General features: G+C 58.4%; 9 protein-coding genes and 1 pseudogene. 8 read left to right on the top strand and 2 right to left on the bottom strand.

Going from position 1 to position 15,492, the window contains the following annotated elements:
- Positions 1-118: 118 nt before the first annotated feature.
- The gene (locus tag GNG27_RS20190; protein ID WP_156264682.1) at positions 119-883 is read left to right on the top strand and encodes a siderophore-interacting protein; all 765 of its coding nucleotides are present in this window, start codon (positions 119-121) and stop codon (positions 881-883) included.
- On the opposite strand, the gene GNG27_RS20185 is transcribed toward GNG27_RS20190, so the two are convergent.
- Positions 884-2,053: a DNA repair protein gene (locus GNG27_RS20185; protein WP_156264681.1), complete on the bottom strand. Its 1,170-nt coding sequence runs from the start codon at positions 2,051-2,053 to the stop codon at positions 884-886.
- A gap of 530 nt (positions 2,054-2,583) precedes the next feature.
- Here GNG27_RS20185 and bcsO point away from each other — a divergent pair.
- The 7 genes and pseudogenes from bcsO to GNG27_RS20150 all read left to right on the top strand — a co-directional run bounded on the left by bcsO (position 2,584) and on the right by GNG27_RS20150 (position 13,931).
- Positions 2,584-3,201 (top strand): cellulose biosynthesis protein BcsO, encoded by a 618-nt coding sequence (bcsO, locus tag GNG27_RS20180; RefSeq protein ID WP_156264680.1) that lies wholly within the window; start codon positions 2,584-2,586, stop codon positions 3,199-3,201.
- Positions 3,192-3,998 carry a cellulose biosynthesis protein BcsQ gene (gene bcsQ, locus GNG27_RS20175; protein ID WP_142487169.1) on the top strand — a complete coding sequence of 269 codons (807 nt, stop codon included), beginning with the start codon at positions 3,192-3,194 and terminating at the stop codon, positions 3,996-3,998. The genes bcsO and bcsQ overlap by 10 nt, the downstream gene beginning before the upstream one ends.
- Before the next feature lie 20 nt (positions 3,999-4,018).
- A complete protein-coding gene (gene bcsA / locus GNG27_RS20170; RefSeq protein ID WP_156264679.1) occupies positions 4,019-6,139 on the top strand; it encodes a UDP-forming cellulose synthase catalytic subunit in 2,121 nt (706 codons plus the stop codon).
- The gene (gene bcsB, locus GNG27_RS20165; RefSeq protein WP_370462882.1) at positions 6,136-8,580 is read left to right on the top strand and encodes a cellulose biosynthesis cyclic di-GMP-binding regulatory protein BcsB; all 2,445 of its coding nucleotides are present in this window, start codon (positions 6,136-6,138) and stop codon (positions 8,578-8,580) included. The genes bcsA and bcsB overlap by 4 nt, the downstream gene beginning before the upstream one ends.
- Positions 8,581-8,593: 13 nt before the next feature.
- Positions 8,594-12,465: pseudogene (locus tag GNG27_RS20160) on the top strand (cellulose synthase subunit BcsC-related outer membrane protein).
- Positions 12,465-12,932 (top strand): cellulose biosynthesis protein BcsD, encoded by a 468-nt coding sequence (gene bcsD, locus GNG27_RS20155; RefSeq protein WP_142487166.1) that lies wholly within the window; start codon positions 12,465-12,467, stop codon positions 12,930-12,932. The pseudogene GNG27_RS20160 and the gene bcsD overlap by 1 nt, the downstream one beginning before the upstream one ends.
- Positions 12,933-12,941: 9 nt before the next feature.
- Positions 12,942-13,931: a glycosyl hydrolase family 8 gene (locus tag GNG27_RS20150; protein ID WP_156264678.1), complete on the top strand. Its 990-nt coding sequence runs from the start codon at positions 12,942-12,944 to the stop codon at positions 13,929-13,931.
- A 40-nt stretch (positions 13,932-13,971) separates the two neighbouring features.
- Here the strand turns inward: GNG27_RS20150 and GNG27_RS20145 are convergent, their stop codons facing one another.
- A complete protein-coding gene (locus tag GNG27_RS20145; RefSeq protein ID WP_142487164.1) occupies positions 13,972-15,225 on the bottom strand; it encodes a PTS ascorbate transporter subunit IIC in 1,254 nt (417 codons plus the stop codon).
- Between the last annotated feature and the right edge of the window lie 267 nt (positions 15,226-15,492).

Here is a 15,492-nt window from a genome sequence, read left to right as displayed (position 1 = left end):
ATCAATGCACGCGATCGCAGACTATATCAAAAAAATTCTTGCAATCTGTTTAATTAGCAATCATTATCATTTAACTTTCATTTTCGATATATCTGTTTCACTTTCACGAAGGCAAATTATGACCACATCCCGCTACCCCCAACGTGTCCGTAACGACCTGCGCTTTCGCGAGCTGAACGTGCTCCGCGTTGAGCGCGTCAGCGCCGGTTTTCAGCGCATCGTGTTAGGCGGCGAGGCGCTGGAGGGCTTCAGCTCCCGCGGCTTCGACGACCATTCCAAAGTCTTTTTCCCGGAAAAGGGCACGACCTTTGTGCCGCCGGTGGTAACGGACGAGGGCGTGGACTGGGGTGATAGCGTGCGTCCGCAGGCGCGGGATTACACCCCGCTGTATGACGCGGCCCGTCACGAGCTGGCACTCGATTTCTTCATCCACGACGGTGGGGTGGCAAGCAACTGGGCGGTAGAGGCGAAGCCGGGAGACACTCTCTCCATCGGCGGCCCGCGCGGTTCGCTGGTGGTGCCGGAAGATTACGCCTGGCAGCTGTACGTCTGCGATGAGTCGGGCATGCCCGCGCTGCGCCGCCGTCTGGAGGCGCTGCGCGCGCTGCCGGTGCGCCCGGAGGTTCACGCCGTGGTGACCGTTGCCGATGCCGCCTGTCAGGACTATCTGGCCCACTTAAGCGAGTTCAACATCAGCTGGGTGGTGGGGCATAACGAGCAGGCGGTTGCGGATCGTCTGGCGACGCTCAGCGTGCCGGCAGAAGATTACTTTATCTGGCTGACCGGGGAAGGGAAGGTGGTGAAAAACCTGAGCCGCCTGTTTGAAACCGACGCCATCGATCAGAAGCTGGTGCGTGCCAGCGCATACTGGCACGCCAAATAATCAGGCCACGTCGTCGAGCTGCGCTTCGCTGACCTGATGTTCGAGCGAGGCGCGCACCTCGTGCAGGGCCTTCTCCTGCTGGGCAAAGTAAGCTTCCATATTGCTCAGCGAGGAGACCAGCAGCCAGGACTCCTCTTTTTCCAGCTCCGCCAGCTCGCTCAACAGGGTGTCGATCTGCTCCCGGACCTGGGCCATCTTTTTGCGGATACGCGTCAGGTCGTTCAGTCTGTCGCTGGCCATCAGCGGCTCCAGCCCCTGATGCAGACGGGCTACCAGGGAGCGGATCGTTTTTACATCGCCACGCTGCTTCGCCTGGTTCAGCTGCACCATCATGGCGTTCGCCTCTTCCTTCAGCTCGTCCGCCACCAGATCCGGGTGACAGAGCTTGCTCGCCTGGCGCCAGAGCCGTTTTAGCTCATTCTGATCCTCTTCCGACAGATCCTTGCCCTTGCGCAGGCGGATCTCCGCTTCATGCTGCTGCTCGCGGTATTTTTCATACTCGTCGTTGGCTTCGTCCCGCGCCTGACGGGCGGGCTCCTCTTCGCGGGTTAAGCCTGTTTCCAGCTCCTGGGCTTCGGCCAGCAGGTTGGCGATGAGGTTGCTTTGCTGTTGCAGATGCTTACGCGCCGCGGCGGCCTGCACCGAGTCGGCGGGCAGATCGCGCCAGTGTCGGGTCAGCGTGGTCAGTACCTCCACCGCCTGAGCAACGTACTGCTGGCAGCGGCGATAATCCGCCTCCCGGCGGCGCGCCTCCGCCTGCTGGCGCCGCAGATTAAGCTCCGCCAGGGTTTTGCGCAGGGCGAGGATCTGGCTCATCAGCGGGCCGAGACGGGTGAGGTAGATATCGTTAAATTCATCCAGCTGCTGAACGCGGGCGTTACGCCTGTCGATCAGATCGCGCAGGCGTTCTTCCAGCGCTTTCAGCTCCAGCTTGCTGGCGGCCAGCTGCGGATCGCGCCACGTTGTCACGGCACGCTGGCTTTGCAGCCAATGGGTAATGGCCGCCATCGCCCCGGTGTAGTTTTTCTGCTCAAGCGCCACGACGATCGCCCGCAGCTCCTCGTCAAAGGCTTCGCTTTTCAACCGTGCCAGCTGACTCTCGATGATGTCGTCATCTTCCAGTTCAATGGCATTTTTAATGATTTCCAGCCGTTTGATCGGTGTGCTCATGATGCTTTTCGCTTTGGCGCTTAAGTATTTGAGTTAAGGATAGTTGTCAGGAAAACAACAGGGAATAATACACATGTCTGATGAATGGCGCGACGGGGGAATGCGTTAATTTTGCGCCAGGTAATGGTATGAGGGTTATGCGGCTCCCACCTTCAGTACTACGACTTTTCGCGTTTTTTCATAAATCCTGCTTATAGTTACTCTCCGGTATTTAACCGCAATTACACTATTTTTCTGGTCAAATGTTTCAATTGCGTAACATAAAACAACATTTTATGTTTACGTTGTAGGTTGTTAATGGGGAAAAGTGGAGAAAATGTGTGATCTATCGATAAGCTTGTAGATAGTATTAGCTCTACGTAATATGCATTAGAATATTCGGTAAACAAATATTAGCGCCAGCGATGGCGGGGCGATGATAGTTGTTAACCCTTCACTCCCTTTACATGTTCGTAATCCCATAAAACTGTTGTCCCTGGCAAAGTCATGCAGGAAACAAAAATACTGACTTGTGAATCAAGAGTAATACCATGAAAAATTATGATGATTTGCAGCGTTTTAAGGATAAAACGCGCACCGGTGACATCCACTTTAAGGACCTGTCAGCGCAAAACAAACAGGCATCAAGCAGCGGCTGGGCGATTATCAACCAGCTGGCGGGTGTGGACAGTGACGCAGTGCTGGCTAAGGCTGGCAGCGTTGCGGTGCCCGTGCCGCAGGCCATTAAGCCCGGCGAACTGGATGCTGCTTTTGCCAGCCTGACGAAGACGCCCGTGGCGGAGCCTGCCGGTTCAGCCCCGTCTATCCTGCAGAGCATAACCAGCGGCAGCGCAGATAAAGAGGCGCAGACGCAGCTTCATCCGGCGTCACCCTCTTTGTTCGATCAGCTGCGCCCTGAGGCGGCCCCCCGCGCGGCCGTGAAAGAGACGCCTGTTGCGGCGGCGCCATCCGCATTCCATTCAGCACCCGCGCTGGCGCCGGTACCTGCATCTGTACCCGTGCCTGCTGCGGCAGTGAACACGCCGAAACCGGCGGAGCCGGTGCGCTTTGAGCAACTGTTCGCGACTAAAACGTCCGGGCGTGCCAGCCATCCGGTGAAAGATCTTCCGTTACAACCGCTCCTGGAGAAAATCGCTTCATGCCGTTAGTGTGTATTTGCTCGCCAAAAGGCGGAGTAGGGAAAACCACGGTCACGGCCAACCTCGCTTATGCTCTGGCACGTTCCGGCAATAAAGTTCTGGCCATTGACTTCGATGTACAGAACGCGCTGCGTCTGCATTTTGGCGTGCCCTTGTCTGACGGGCGCGGCTACGTTGCGCGTGCCAATGAGTCGGCAGACTGGAGCCAGTCGGTGCTGACGGCGGGCAGCAATATGTTCGTCCTGCCCTATGGCGAAGTGACGGAAGAACAGCGCCTGATCTTTGAGCATAATCTGACCAGCGACAGCAACTTCCTGGCGCGAGGCTTAAGCTCCCTGCTGAACTACCCGGGGCTGATCATCCTGGCCGATTTCCCTCCAGGGCCGAACCCGGCGCTGAAGGCGATCTCTCCGCTGGCCGATCTGCATCTGGTGACCCTGCTGGCCGACACCGCATCATTGTCTCTGCTGCCCCACATCGAAAATCACCGGCTGACCGGCGGCGAACCGCCAGAGAACAAGGCCGGATACTATTTCCTGGTTAACCAGAGTGACAACCGGCGCCATATCAGCCGTGACGTCACCGCCTTCTTACAGCAACGCCTCGGTGACCGCCTGCTTGGTGTGATCAACCGGGATGAAAGCGTGCCTGAGGCCAATGCCTCACAGCAATCGATACTGGATTTCAGCGCCACCTCGGCGGCTGCGTTTGATATCGAGCTGGTGAGTAAGCGTATCGCGGGTATTTTGGGTATCCAGGTCGGTGACGGCGCCGTGCACGCCAGCCTGAGAACCTCCAGTTTCTGACGACAATTTCAGGACGTCCTATGAAAAAGGCGCTGTTTTATCTACTGCTATTGGTCTTAGCACCCATCGCCGTATTAATTATTATCACCCCAATGGATAGCCAGAAGCAGTATATCTTCGGTCTAATCACTATCGGGGTACTATTCCTGCTGGGCTTTAGTAAACATCATCGTATATCGATAATCATGATGGTGGTGGCGGTATTAATGTCCACCCGATATATCTGGTTCCGCGCCACGCAGACGCTGCACTTTAATTCCGAAATAGAAACCATACTGGGCATCGGGTTATTTCTTGCCGAGCTCTACATCTGGGTAATTATTATTTTAAGTTACCTGCAAAACCTGTTTCCTCTCCAGCGCAAGATTGTGCCGCTACCCGATGATATGGCGCAGTGGCCGACGGTGGATATCTATATTCCGTCATACAACGAAAGCCTGGAGGTGGTGCGCGATACCGTACTGGCGGCGCAGTGTCTCGATTACCCGGCAGACAAGCTCAAGATCTATCTACTGGATGACGGTAAACGCAGCGAGTTTGCGGTGTTTGCCGCCAACGTCGGGGTAGGGTACATCACGCGTAACGATAACTCCCACGCCAAAGCCGGTAACCTCAACCACGCCATGAAGCTCACAAAAGGCGAGCTGATCTGCGTCTTTGACTGCGACCACGTGGCGACGCGTATCTTCCTGCAGGCGACGGTCGGGGCCTTCCTGATCGATCCTAAACTGGCGCTGATGCAGACCCCGCACTACTTCTACTCGCCGGATCCGTTCGAGCGTAACCTTTCCGCAGGCCGCGATATCCCTAATGAAGGCCAGCTGTTCTACGGGCAGATCCAGCGCGGTAATGATAACTGGAATGCCACCTTCTTCTGCGGCTCCTGCGCGGTGATCCGTCGCAGCGCGTTAGAGGAGATTGGCGGCTTTGCGGTGGAGACCGTGACCGAAGATGCCCACACCGCGCTGAAGATGCAGCGTCTGGGCTGGAAGTCGGCCTATCTCGATATCCCCCTGGCGGCAGGGCTGGCGACCGAGCGTCTGGTGGTGCACGTCATTCAGCGTACCCGCTGGGCGCGCGGCATGACGCAGATCCTGCGTGTCGATAACCCCCTGTTTGGCCGCGGCCTGAAGTGGCAGCAGCGTCTTTGCTATCTGAACGCCATGCTGTCGTTCCAGTTTGCTCTGCCGCGCGTGGCGTTCCTCACCGCCCCGCTGGCTTACCTGCTGTTTAACCTGAACATTATCCACTCCTCGGCGAGCCTGATTTTCGCCTACATGTTGCCGCACCTGTTCCTCTGTATTTATGTGAACTCGCGGGTCAACGGGCGTTTCCGCTACAGCTTCTGGGGGGAGATTTACGACCTGGTGCTGGCTTTCCATCTGGTGTTGCCGACGGTGATTACCCTCATCTTCCCGAAGCGCGGCAAGTTCAACGTGACGGATAAAGGCGCCCTGCTGGATGTGGGCTACTTCGATTTCAGTATTGTCCGCCCGCACCTGATCATTGCGCTCCTGCTGGCGGCAGGGGTCATTGCCGGGATTGTGCGCGCCGTCGCCCACGACTACTTCAGCGTGGATCCGATGGTTATCGCTCTCAACGTCGGCTGGGGCCTCTACAGCCTGATCTTCCTGCTGGCGGCCATTGCCGTGGCGCGGGAAACCCGCCAGACGCGTAAAACTATCCGTATCGATGCCAACGTGCCGGTGGTGATCCACTACGCCAGCGGGATCTCCTCGCGTAGCCATACCCTGGATTTATCCATGGGCGGCTGCCGTATTGCGGTCGTGGACGATCGTCACCTGACCGATGAAATCGAAGAGATTGAGCTGCAGCTGCAGTCCGGGGCCATCAGTATTCCGGTCAGCGTGATTGCGCACGATGAGCAGTATATTCGCCTGATGTTTGCCGAGATCCCGCTGGACCGCCGCCGCGAACTGGTGCGGGTGGTACTGGCGCGCGCCGATGCGTGGATCAACCCGCCAAAACAGCAGGACAACCCGTTCCGCTCCTTGTTGATCATTATTCGCAGCGTATTCGATCTGTTCTGGCTGACCTGGAAAGACCGTCGTGATAAGCGTCGTCGCAGTCATGAGGACGCACGCCGCAGGAATAAAGCCAACGAGGATACCGCTGTATGAAAGGGATGACCCGTAAAGCGCTACAGTTGGTGCTGATGTTCGGCGTGCTGGTGCAGCCGGTCACGGCGGAAGAGCCGACCACGGTCGAATCGCTGCTGCCGGTGGATCTCCCGCCGCCGGTAACGGACGCCGCGCAGCCCTCTGCTGATGCCGCGCCTGCTGCGGACGAAGCGGTTCCGGCGGCCCTGCCTGCTCCCGATACCCTGCCAGCCTTCCAGACCCCGCCGGTGACGGAGGCTGTTCCGACGCCGGATGCCGCGCCTGCGATGCCGGCACCGATGGGCATCACTCCTGGCACCACCAGCAGCATCACCGTTGCCCAGATGGGACAGCCAAACGGCGTGGTGTTGAGCGGCGGCCAGCTGCAGGGCGGGATCGATTTTACCCTCTCGGCAGATCAGGTGATCACCAACGCCCAGCTGGAGCTGAACCTGAAGGTCTCCCCGGCGATGGCGGCACGCAACACCACTCTGCAGCTGATGCTCAACGGCCAACCGCTGGGGACGGTGCCGCTGGGCTCCGCCGACAGCAATGTCTCGAACTATCAGCTGGATATTCCGGCGGCGATGGTGGTGTCACGCAACAACATTAGCTTCAAAATCAATGACGGCGATGCGCTGCTGTGCCAGCGCGATCTGTCGGACAGCTACCAGGTCACCATCATGCCGAATACCCGGCTGGATCTGGAGGCGCAGCAGCTGAATATCGGTGCGGATCTGAGTCACTTCCCGCGCCCGTTCCTCGATGAAATGCAGATGACCCCCACCCGGCTGACCTTCGCGTTTCCGGGCAAAACCCTACCGGAGCAGGTAGGGGCGGCGGCGCTGATCGCCTCCTGGCTGGGCATCGAAGCAGACTATCGCGGTATTTCCTTTGATGCGCTACATGACCAGCTGCCGGAAAAAAACGGCATCCTGTTGGGTAAACCGGGTGAGTCTATCGGTGGGTTAACGCTGCCGGCCTCGAACGGGGCCACGCTGCAGGTGGTCGATAACCCCGTTAACCCGATCTACAAGCTGCTGCTGGTGGTGGGCAATAACGAGCAACAGTTGAGAAGCGCCGCGTGGCGTCTGACGCGTGGGCAGTTCCACGCCCAAACCACCAGCCTGCCGGTTGAGGCGCAGAACATCCCGCTCAGCAAACCCTATGATGCGCCGCGCTGGATCGCCACCGATCGCCCGGTGCTCCTGAGCGAGCTGATGCGTAAGGATCAGAGCCTGACGGTGACCGGCATCTGGCACGAATCGCTGTCCCTGGCATTCCGTGCCGCCCCCGACCTGTTTATGTGGGATGGCGACACCATTCCACTGAAAATTTCCTATCGGTTCCCGTCCGAGAGCTGGATTGACGAGCAGCGTTCGTACCTGTCGATGACCTTCAACGGCGCCTTCCTGCGTAACCTGCCGGTCAATAAACAGGGGCTGCTCGAAAGCCTGTGGCATAAGCTCGGCGGCGATGCGCGCCAGGAGCATATTAATATGCCGCTGGAGCCGTACCTGATCTACGGTGACAACCAGCTGCAGCTCTATTTCAATATTGAGACCAAAGAGGCCGCGCCATGCAGCGTGCTGCTCAATAACAACATCAAGAGCCGTATTGACGAAGACTCCAGCATCGACCTGAGCAAAACACGCCACTTCACGCTGCTGCCTAATCTCTCTTACTTCGTCGGTGCGTCGTTCCCGTTCACCCGCCTGGCGGACTTCTCGCAGACGGTGCTGTTGCTGCCGGAGAACCCGAGTGAAAGCGAGATCGGCACCCTGCTGGATCTCTCTGCCCGTTCCGGTAACGCTACCGGCACCGCGCTGAACAATAACCGCGTGATCTTTGGTCTGCCGTCCGGCGGGGCGAACCTGCTGCGCCTGAGCGAAAGCGACGTGCTGGCGGTCTCCTCTCTGGATCAAACCGCCTTTAACCGCGCCCTGCTGGCCCAGTCGCCGTTTGTCAGTAACGAGCACACCTTTGGCGTGCGCGAGCCTAAGCTGCTGGAAAAAGTGCAGAGCTGGCTGGAGGGCGACTGGAACGCGTCGGGGGTTGATGCTGACCGCTACTTCTCGTCGAACGAGTCCTGGCGCGGCTTTGTCAGCTTCCGCTCTCAGTGGAACCCGGAACGTCTGGTGGTGATGGCGATCGGCAGCAACGACGAACAACTCTCCCGTCTGCATACCGACCTCAACTCCGCCCGCATCAATGCCGGGATCCGCGGCGATACGGCGATCATCACCGATGAGAACGGCGTGCGCAGCTTCCGCGTTGGCCCGCAGTTCCCGAGCGGCCAGATGCCCTGGTACATGATGGTGGTGTGGTATGCCACGCAGCACTCCGCCATGCTGGCGATTTTTGGACTGCTGTTCGCGACGATTATTGGCCTGAGCCTCTACTCGTTACTGAAAAAACGCGCGCACAAACGTCTTAACCCACAGGATTCAGATCGTGAGTAAGGGTGGTAACACTATGGAAAATAAAAACAAAACCGCCGGACATCTGCCTGTGCTTTGCCTGTTCAGCGGGCTGGCGATCGGGGGCATCCAGGGTGCCCAGGCGGCGGACGCCGCGCAATCCGCCAATAACCCGGCGCTGAAAGCGTTATTCGACCAGGCGAACTACTGGCACGAAAAATCTCACGATAACCTGGCGATGGAATCGCTGAAAAAAGTGCTGATGGTGGATGCCAACAACACCCAGGCATTGTACCTGATGGCCCTGTGGTCGCAGCAGGCCGGTGACATCAAAGGGGCGGCCCAGTGGCGCGAGCGCTTAAAGGCGATCTCGCCGCAGGATGCGAATTTGCAGGCGCTGGATAACGCCAAACAGATGCAGCAGGTGCCGCGTGGGCAGCTGGAGCTGGCCCGTCAGCAGGCGCGCAGCGGCAACATTCCCGCCGCGCTGACCACCTGGCAGACCCTGTTCACCGGCAGTCAGCCGCCACCGAGCCTGGCTCCGGAATACTATCTGACCATGGCGGGGGATAAATCCCTCTATTCGCAGGCGGTAAGCGAGCTGCGTCAGCTGCGGGTGCAGTATCCGCAGGATAACAACGTCAAAGTTGCGCTGGGCAAAGTGCTGACCTATCAGGAAAGCTCCCGTCGCGAGGGGATGAACATCCTGCAGGATCTGGCCAGCGGCAGTCAGGATGCGGATAAATCGCTGCGTCAGGCCCTGCTGTGGCTCGGGCCGCAGGCGGGCGACGAAGCGTATTACCAGACGTACCTCCAGCGTCATCCGAACGATACCACCGTGCAGGATTACTATCGCAAGAGCATCGGCGGAGCGGCAAAGGGCGAAGGCTATGTGGCGCTGAACAGCGGCAATACCGATACCGCCCGCAGCCAGTTTGAGCAGGTGCTGAAGACCAACCCGGAAGATGCCGATGCGCTGGCCGGGATGGGCTACGTGGCCCTGCGCAAGGGTGACTACGCCGCAGGCGCGCAGTATCTGAGTCGCGCGGCCAGCCTCGGCGGCACCGCTTCTGACGAGCGTAAGCAGCAGGCGCAGGACGCTGAATTCTACGGCCAGCTGGCACAGGCGCAGGCGGCCTACAAGCAGGGTAACGTCAGCCAGGCGCTGGCCCTGAGCGCTCCTCTGACCCAGCGCAGCGGCGAGCAGGGCGCGGCGGCAAAGCTGTTCCGTGCCGACGTCCAGCGGCATAACAAAGATTACACCGCGGCAGAACAAACCCTGCGCGGCCTGCTGACCGAGCAGCCGAATAACGGCTCGGCGCGGGAAAACCTCTACTACGTCCTGCGCGAGCAGAACAAAACCGCCGAAGCCCAGGCGATGTTGCAGACCCTTCCCGGCAGCCTGCAGGCAAAATTGCAGCCGCGCGTCTCCGGGGGCAACCCGACCGATCCGCTCCGTCGTCAGGCCCAGCAGGCCGTGTCCAGCGGCGTCCGCAGCGCGCTATCGCCCTGTTACAGCAGGGCACGGCGCAGTATCCGTCCGATCCCTGGCTGCGTCTGGATTTAGCCCGTCTGCTGCAGAAGCAGGGGCGCAGCGCGGAGGCGGCCAACGTCATGACGCCGGCGTTCCGCCCGAACGCCAGCAACAGTGAACTCTATGCCGCCGCCCTGTTCGCCAGCGAAAACAACGCCTGGCAGCAGTCGCAAACGTTGCTGTCACGCATTCCGGCCTCGAGCCAGAACGGCGATATGCGCGAGCTGTCCCGGCGGGTCAATTACAACCTGCAGATGGACGTCGCCGAACGCTATCTGGCCCAGGGCGACCGGACCGCGGCAGCCAACACCCTGAAAGCGCTGGCGGCACGACCGCCGCAAAGCCCGGCCGATGCCGGCAAGCTGGCGCGAATGCTGGCCCAGAGTGGCGATGTCACCACCGCGGTGAGCGTGGTGCATGACAACATGCGCCGCGGCGTGCAGGGTAACGCCGGGGATTATGCCGATCAGGTTGCGGTTCTGAACCAGGCCGGCCTGGGCAGCGAAGCGCAGGCCTGGCTTGCCAGCCCGGAGCTGCAGTCGCGCAGTACCCCGACCCAGTTGGCGAGCATTCGCAATGGCTACGTGATCAACGAGGCCGATCGTCTGCGCGTGCAGGGCAACTACGCGGCGGCCTACGACAAGCTGATCCGCGCCATGCAAAACGATCCGCAGAACACCGATCTGATGTTTGCCATGGCGCGCGTCTATCAGTCCGGGAAGATGAACAAAGAGGCGGGGGTGGTTTACGACTACCTGATGACCCGCGATACGCCGCAGCAGGATGCGCGCGCCGGGGCGATCGACGTGGCGCTGGCCAGCAACAACGTGGATAAAGCGAAGCAGCTTTCCGCCGGGCTGACCAACGACAGCACTCCGGAACGCTTACTGCTGCTGGCCCGGGTCTCCGAAGCCCAGGGCAATCATCAGCAGGCGATGAGCTACCTGCGCACCGCGCGCGGCAAACTGCTCGGCCTGCAGAACAACAACGGCGAAACGGCGCCAATGTTGGGTGGCCTGGCGCTGGCCGACAACCCGTTTGTCGGGACGTCCGGCACGGGCGCAGTGACAGATTCTACGTCACTCTACGGCCAGGCGATGCCGTGGCAGGTGGCGCAGCTGGCTCGTAATCCACAGACCGCACCGCCGGGCACCGTGCGCACCGATCTGCCGGTGGAAACCGCCCAGGCCGGGACGCTGCGGCAGGTGGATAACATGATGGAGATGCTGGTCGACAAAACCGCCACCTGGGCGCGGGGTTCAACCTCCCTGCGCGCGCGTGACGGTGAAGAGGGGCTGAGCAAGCTGACGGAGATCAAGGCACCGCTGCAGTGGTCCACCGTGCCGTTCGGCGATTCGCGTCTGGATGTTAACGTCACGCCGATCAGCCTCGATGCCGGCACCTCGTCTGATGAATCCAGCCGCCGGTTTGGTACCGGGGCGCTGATCCAGGGTATGGTGGCCGAAGAGCTGTATGACGCCTCCACGACCACGCCGCCTGAGCTGCCGAATATCGACAAAATCAAGGTGCCGTCGCAGGGCTCGCAAAGTGCGCAGGGCGTCGAAGTGGCGATGGCGCTTACCGGCGAGCAGTACAAAATTGATGTTGGATCCACGCCGCTGGGCCAGGATCTGAATACCCTGGTGGGGGGCGTGCAGTGGTCGCCGCAGCTGACGGATTACCTCAAGCTGGTGCTGACCGGCGAGCGTCGCGCGGTGGTGGACAGCCTGCTCTCGTATGTTGGGGTGGAAGACAAGTACAGCGGCAAGAAGTGGGGCCAGGTTACCAAAAACGGCGGCAGCGCCCAGCTGAGCTATGACAATACCGATGCGGGCTTCTACGCCGGGTTTGGCGTGTATGACTACATCGGGGAAAACGTCCCGAGCAATACCAGCGTCAACGGCTCGGCGGGGGTCTACTTCCGTCCGTACTATGCTGCCGATCGCGAGTTAAAAGCCGGCATCAACATGAACTACATGAACTTCGACAAGAACCTGAGTTACTTCAGCTACGGTCAGGGGGGGTATTTCAGTCCGCAGGATTATATCAGCGTCTCCTTCCCGGTGGATTACACCCAGAAGTTCGACAGCTGGAAGCTGGGGCTGGGAGCCTCGGTGGGCTATCAGTCCTACTCCCAGGATGAGAGTCCGTACTTCCCGACGGATAAAGCTATGCAGAATCAGCTGGAAGATTACGTGGCTCGCGGCTTTGCCAAAGAGGCGTTCTACAAAGGCAACAGCGAGAACGGTCTGGGGTACACGCTGCGCGCGTCGACGGACTACAAACTGAATAAAGACATGACCATCGGCGGGCAGGTGGGTTATGACACCTTTGGTGATTACAACGAAAGTACCGCGAGCCTCTACTTCCGCTACCTTCTGGGGAATAAGTAATGAATGACCAACAGCTTTTGCAGTATTACCAGAATCAACAGACGCAGTCCGGTTGGTTTTCGCTGATCCACGTGATGATTGAGAGTATGGTAGCCAACGTCGGCGAAGCGCAGAGCCGCTCGTTCCTCGTGCAGATGGGCGACTCGCTGGGCGAACGCTTCCCGCTGGCGCTGGCCCATACCGTGGGCGAGCTCGAAGCGCAGATCAACGCCCGGCTCGCGGCCTTTAACTGGGGCTATATCGATATCGATGCCAGCGACACGGCGATCCGCATCGCGCATACGGCATTGCCGGTTCCGCCTGAAGAGGCGAAGCAGATGGCGTGGAACCACGCCTTCAGCGCGGTGCTGGAGGGGCTATACGCCCGCTGGCTGCGCGAGCAGGGCGGAAAATCACACGTATCGCTGTGGCGGGAGGCATCCCCCTCGGCTACGGTTATCCATTTCAGATATCAAAATAATCAATAAGGATCGGCCATGTGGCAGCGAAGTAAAACCCTGGTTCTGGTGCTGGGGCTGATATTAAGTCATCAGGCCTTTGCCGGCCCCGCCTGGGACAGCTACAAAGCGCGATTTTTGATGGCGGACGGTCGCATCATTGATACCGGCAACAACAGTGTGAGCCACACTGAGGGGCAGGGCTTCGCCATGATGATGGCGGTGCGTAACAACGATCGCGCCGGTTTTGACAAAATCTGGAACTGGACGAAAAAGAATCTGCAAAACCCGCAGACGGGCCTGTTTTACTGGCGCTTTAACCCGGTAGCGGCCGATCCGATTATGGATAAAAACAATGCCACCGATGGCGATACCTTTATCGCCTGGGCGCTGTTAAAAGCGGGGACCCAGTGGAACGACAGCAACTATCTGAACGCCTCGGATGCCATTACCAAATCGCTGCTGGCCCGCAACGTGATCAGCTTTGCCGGTTACCGCGTAATGCTGCCCGGCGCGAAAGGGTTTAATCTCAACAGCTATGTGAATCTTAACCCGTCCTATTTCATCTTCCCGGCCTGGGAAGACTTTGCGAAACGCAGCCATCTGACGGTGTGGCGTGACCTGATCAATGACGGGCAGAAGCTGCTGGTGAAAATGCGCTTCGGCAATACCCAGCTGCCGGCGGACTGGGTTTCTCTCTACGCCGACGGTCACGTGACCCCTGCAAAAGAGTGGCCGGCGCGCTTTAGCTACGATGCGATCCGCGTGCCGCTGTATATCAAGTGGGCGAATGCCTCCAGCCCGCTGATGGCCCCGTATACCGCTTACTGGGGACGCTTTGCCCGTAACCAGACGCCTGCATGGGTGAATGTCACCACCAGCGATCCGGCGCCCTATATGATGGAAGGCGGTCTGCTGGCGGTGCGTGATTTGGCGATGGGGCAGCTCCCGGTGGGCGATCCGCAGATTACGGCTCAGGAGGATTACTACTCTGCGAGCCTGAAGATGCTGGTGTCGCTGGCGAAATAAATGCAGTAAAAACCGGCCCGATTACGGGCCGGTAGCAGGATTAATGCGCCAGACCGAAGGTGTATTTGATAATCGCCGACAGGAAGGTGAAGTCCGGATCGGCAAAGGTTACCGCCGTCACGCCCAGGTGATTAAACAGCGGCAGAACCAGCGCCGGCAGGAAGCACAGCAGCAGGCCATTCACGAAGCTCGCCAGTACCGCCCCACGGAACCCACCGGTTGCATTACCAAAGATCGCCGCGCTACCGCCGGTAATAAAGCTCGCCATAATGCCCGGGATAATGATCGGCAGACCGATAAACGGGAAGATCGCCACGCAGCACAGTTCCGCCACAAAGCTCACCAGGAACCCAACCAGTACCGCGTTCGGTGACTTGTCGAACAGCACCATCGGATCCACGGCCGGAACAGAACCCGGCGCCACGACCTGCGAGAAGCCTTTGAAAGCCGGGACGATCTCTTCGGTGAACATCACCACGCCTTTTTTGGCGATATATAACCCGCCCGCGAAGGTAGCGGATTTCTCCAGCAGCCAGACAAAGTAAGGTTTATTCGCCAGCACGTTGTTAAGGAAGGCTTCTTCCGCAAAGATGGAGGAGATCCCCAGCAGGAAGAACATGGTAATAAAGGTCGCCACGTCCGGGTTTTTCAGGAAGCTGAATTTACCGCTGACTTTCACCTCTTCGACGTTGACCGAGGTATCACCAAACCATTTTCCGAGATACGAGCCGATAATATAGGAGCTGGAGGCGGCGTGGGCGATACAGTAATCGTTATGGCCGATAATTTTACGGCTAAAGCGTGACAGGATAGTCGGGAATACCGCCATATACGTGCCGATGACCAGCGAGCCGAAAATAATAGCGAACTGCTCGCTATAACCTAATCCCACCAGGGCGGCGGTCACCGAGAAGGCCATAAAGACGATCAGGTGCAGCGACAGGTAAATAGATTTAAAGCGGGTGTAGCGGGCCAGCAGCACGTTAATGATCATCGCGAAGAACAGGATGAACGCTGCCGGTCGGCCCAGCGTGTCGATGGTCAGCGCCATAATCGCTTCGTTGCTGGGCACGACCCCACGCAAGCCAAACGCATTAGTAAAGATATCGCTGAACATGGTTAATACGCCGCCGAGAATACTCCCGCCGGTTTTAATTAATACAAAACCAATAAAGGCGAGGAGGGTGCCTTTAATAATGTCGGTGAGGCTACTTCTTTGTAGCGCCAAGCCTAAAAAAGCAATGAACGCGACGATAATCGCGGGCGTGCCAAGTATTTTAATAATGTAATCCACGATAGTTTTCCGTATTTAAGAGATATCAAAATAGTTAATAAAAAATTATCAGGCCGAGCGAATGCCACCAGCGTAATCACGCTAGTTATTTTGTTGGCGCTGTAATAATAAAATGTTAAATCCGTGTGTTGGTTTTAAATAAAAGCGCTAATACATGCTCCTCGTTTCTCACACCTGTTAGTTATCTGCACAAAAACCTTACTGTCTGTATGGGCGTGTATCTTAACAACTTCCGAAAAGCAAATTGTGATGAAGATATCTAAAACG

The organism is Leclercia sp. 119287, from assembly GCF_009734485.1.
Classification (GTDB): Bacteria; Pseudomonadota; Gammaproteobacteria; order Enterobacterales; family Enterobacteriaceae; genus Enterobacter; species Enterobacter adecarboxylatus_C.
The sequence above is the reverse complement of the archived record's forward strand: the minus strand, read 5'-3'. Positions and strand labels throughout refer to the sequence as shown.

Bases quoted from the DNA above. Each gene is read 5' to 3' on its own strand.
- bcsO (WP_156264680.1), top strand. From the start codon at position 2,584: ATGAAAAATTATGATGATTTGCAGCGTTTTAAGGATAAAACGCGCACC.
- bcsQ (WP_142487169.1), top strand. From the start codon at position 3,192: ATGCCGTTAGTGTGTATTTGCTCGCCAAAAGGCGGAGTAGGGAAAACC.
- GNG27_RS20185 (WP_156264681.1), bottom strand. From the start codon at position 2,053: ATGAGCACACCGATCAAACGGCTGGAAATCATTAAAAATGCCATTGAA.
- bcsD (WP_142487166.1), top strand. From the start codon at position 12,465: ATGAATGACCAACAGCTTTTGCAGTATTACCAGAATCAACAGACGCAG.
- GNG27_RS20150 (WP_156264678.1), top strand. From the start codon at position 12,942: ATGTGGCAGCGAAGTAAAACCCTGGTTCTGGTGCTGGGGCTGATATTA.
- bcsA (WP_156264679.1), top strand. From the start codon at position 4,019: ATGAAAAAGGCGCTGTTTTATCTACTGCTATTGGTCTTAGCACCCATC.
- bcsB (WP_370462882.1), top strand. From the start codon at position 6,136: ATGAAAGGGATGACCCGTAAAGCGCTACAGTTGGTGCTGATGTTCGGC.
- GNG27_RS20190 (WP_156264682.1), top strand. From the start codon at position 119: ATGACCACATCCCGCTACCCCCAACGTGTCCGTAACGACCTGCGCTTT.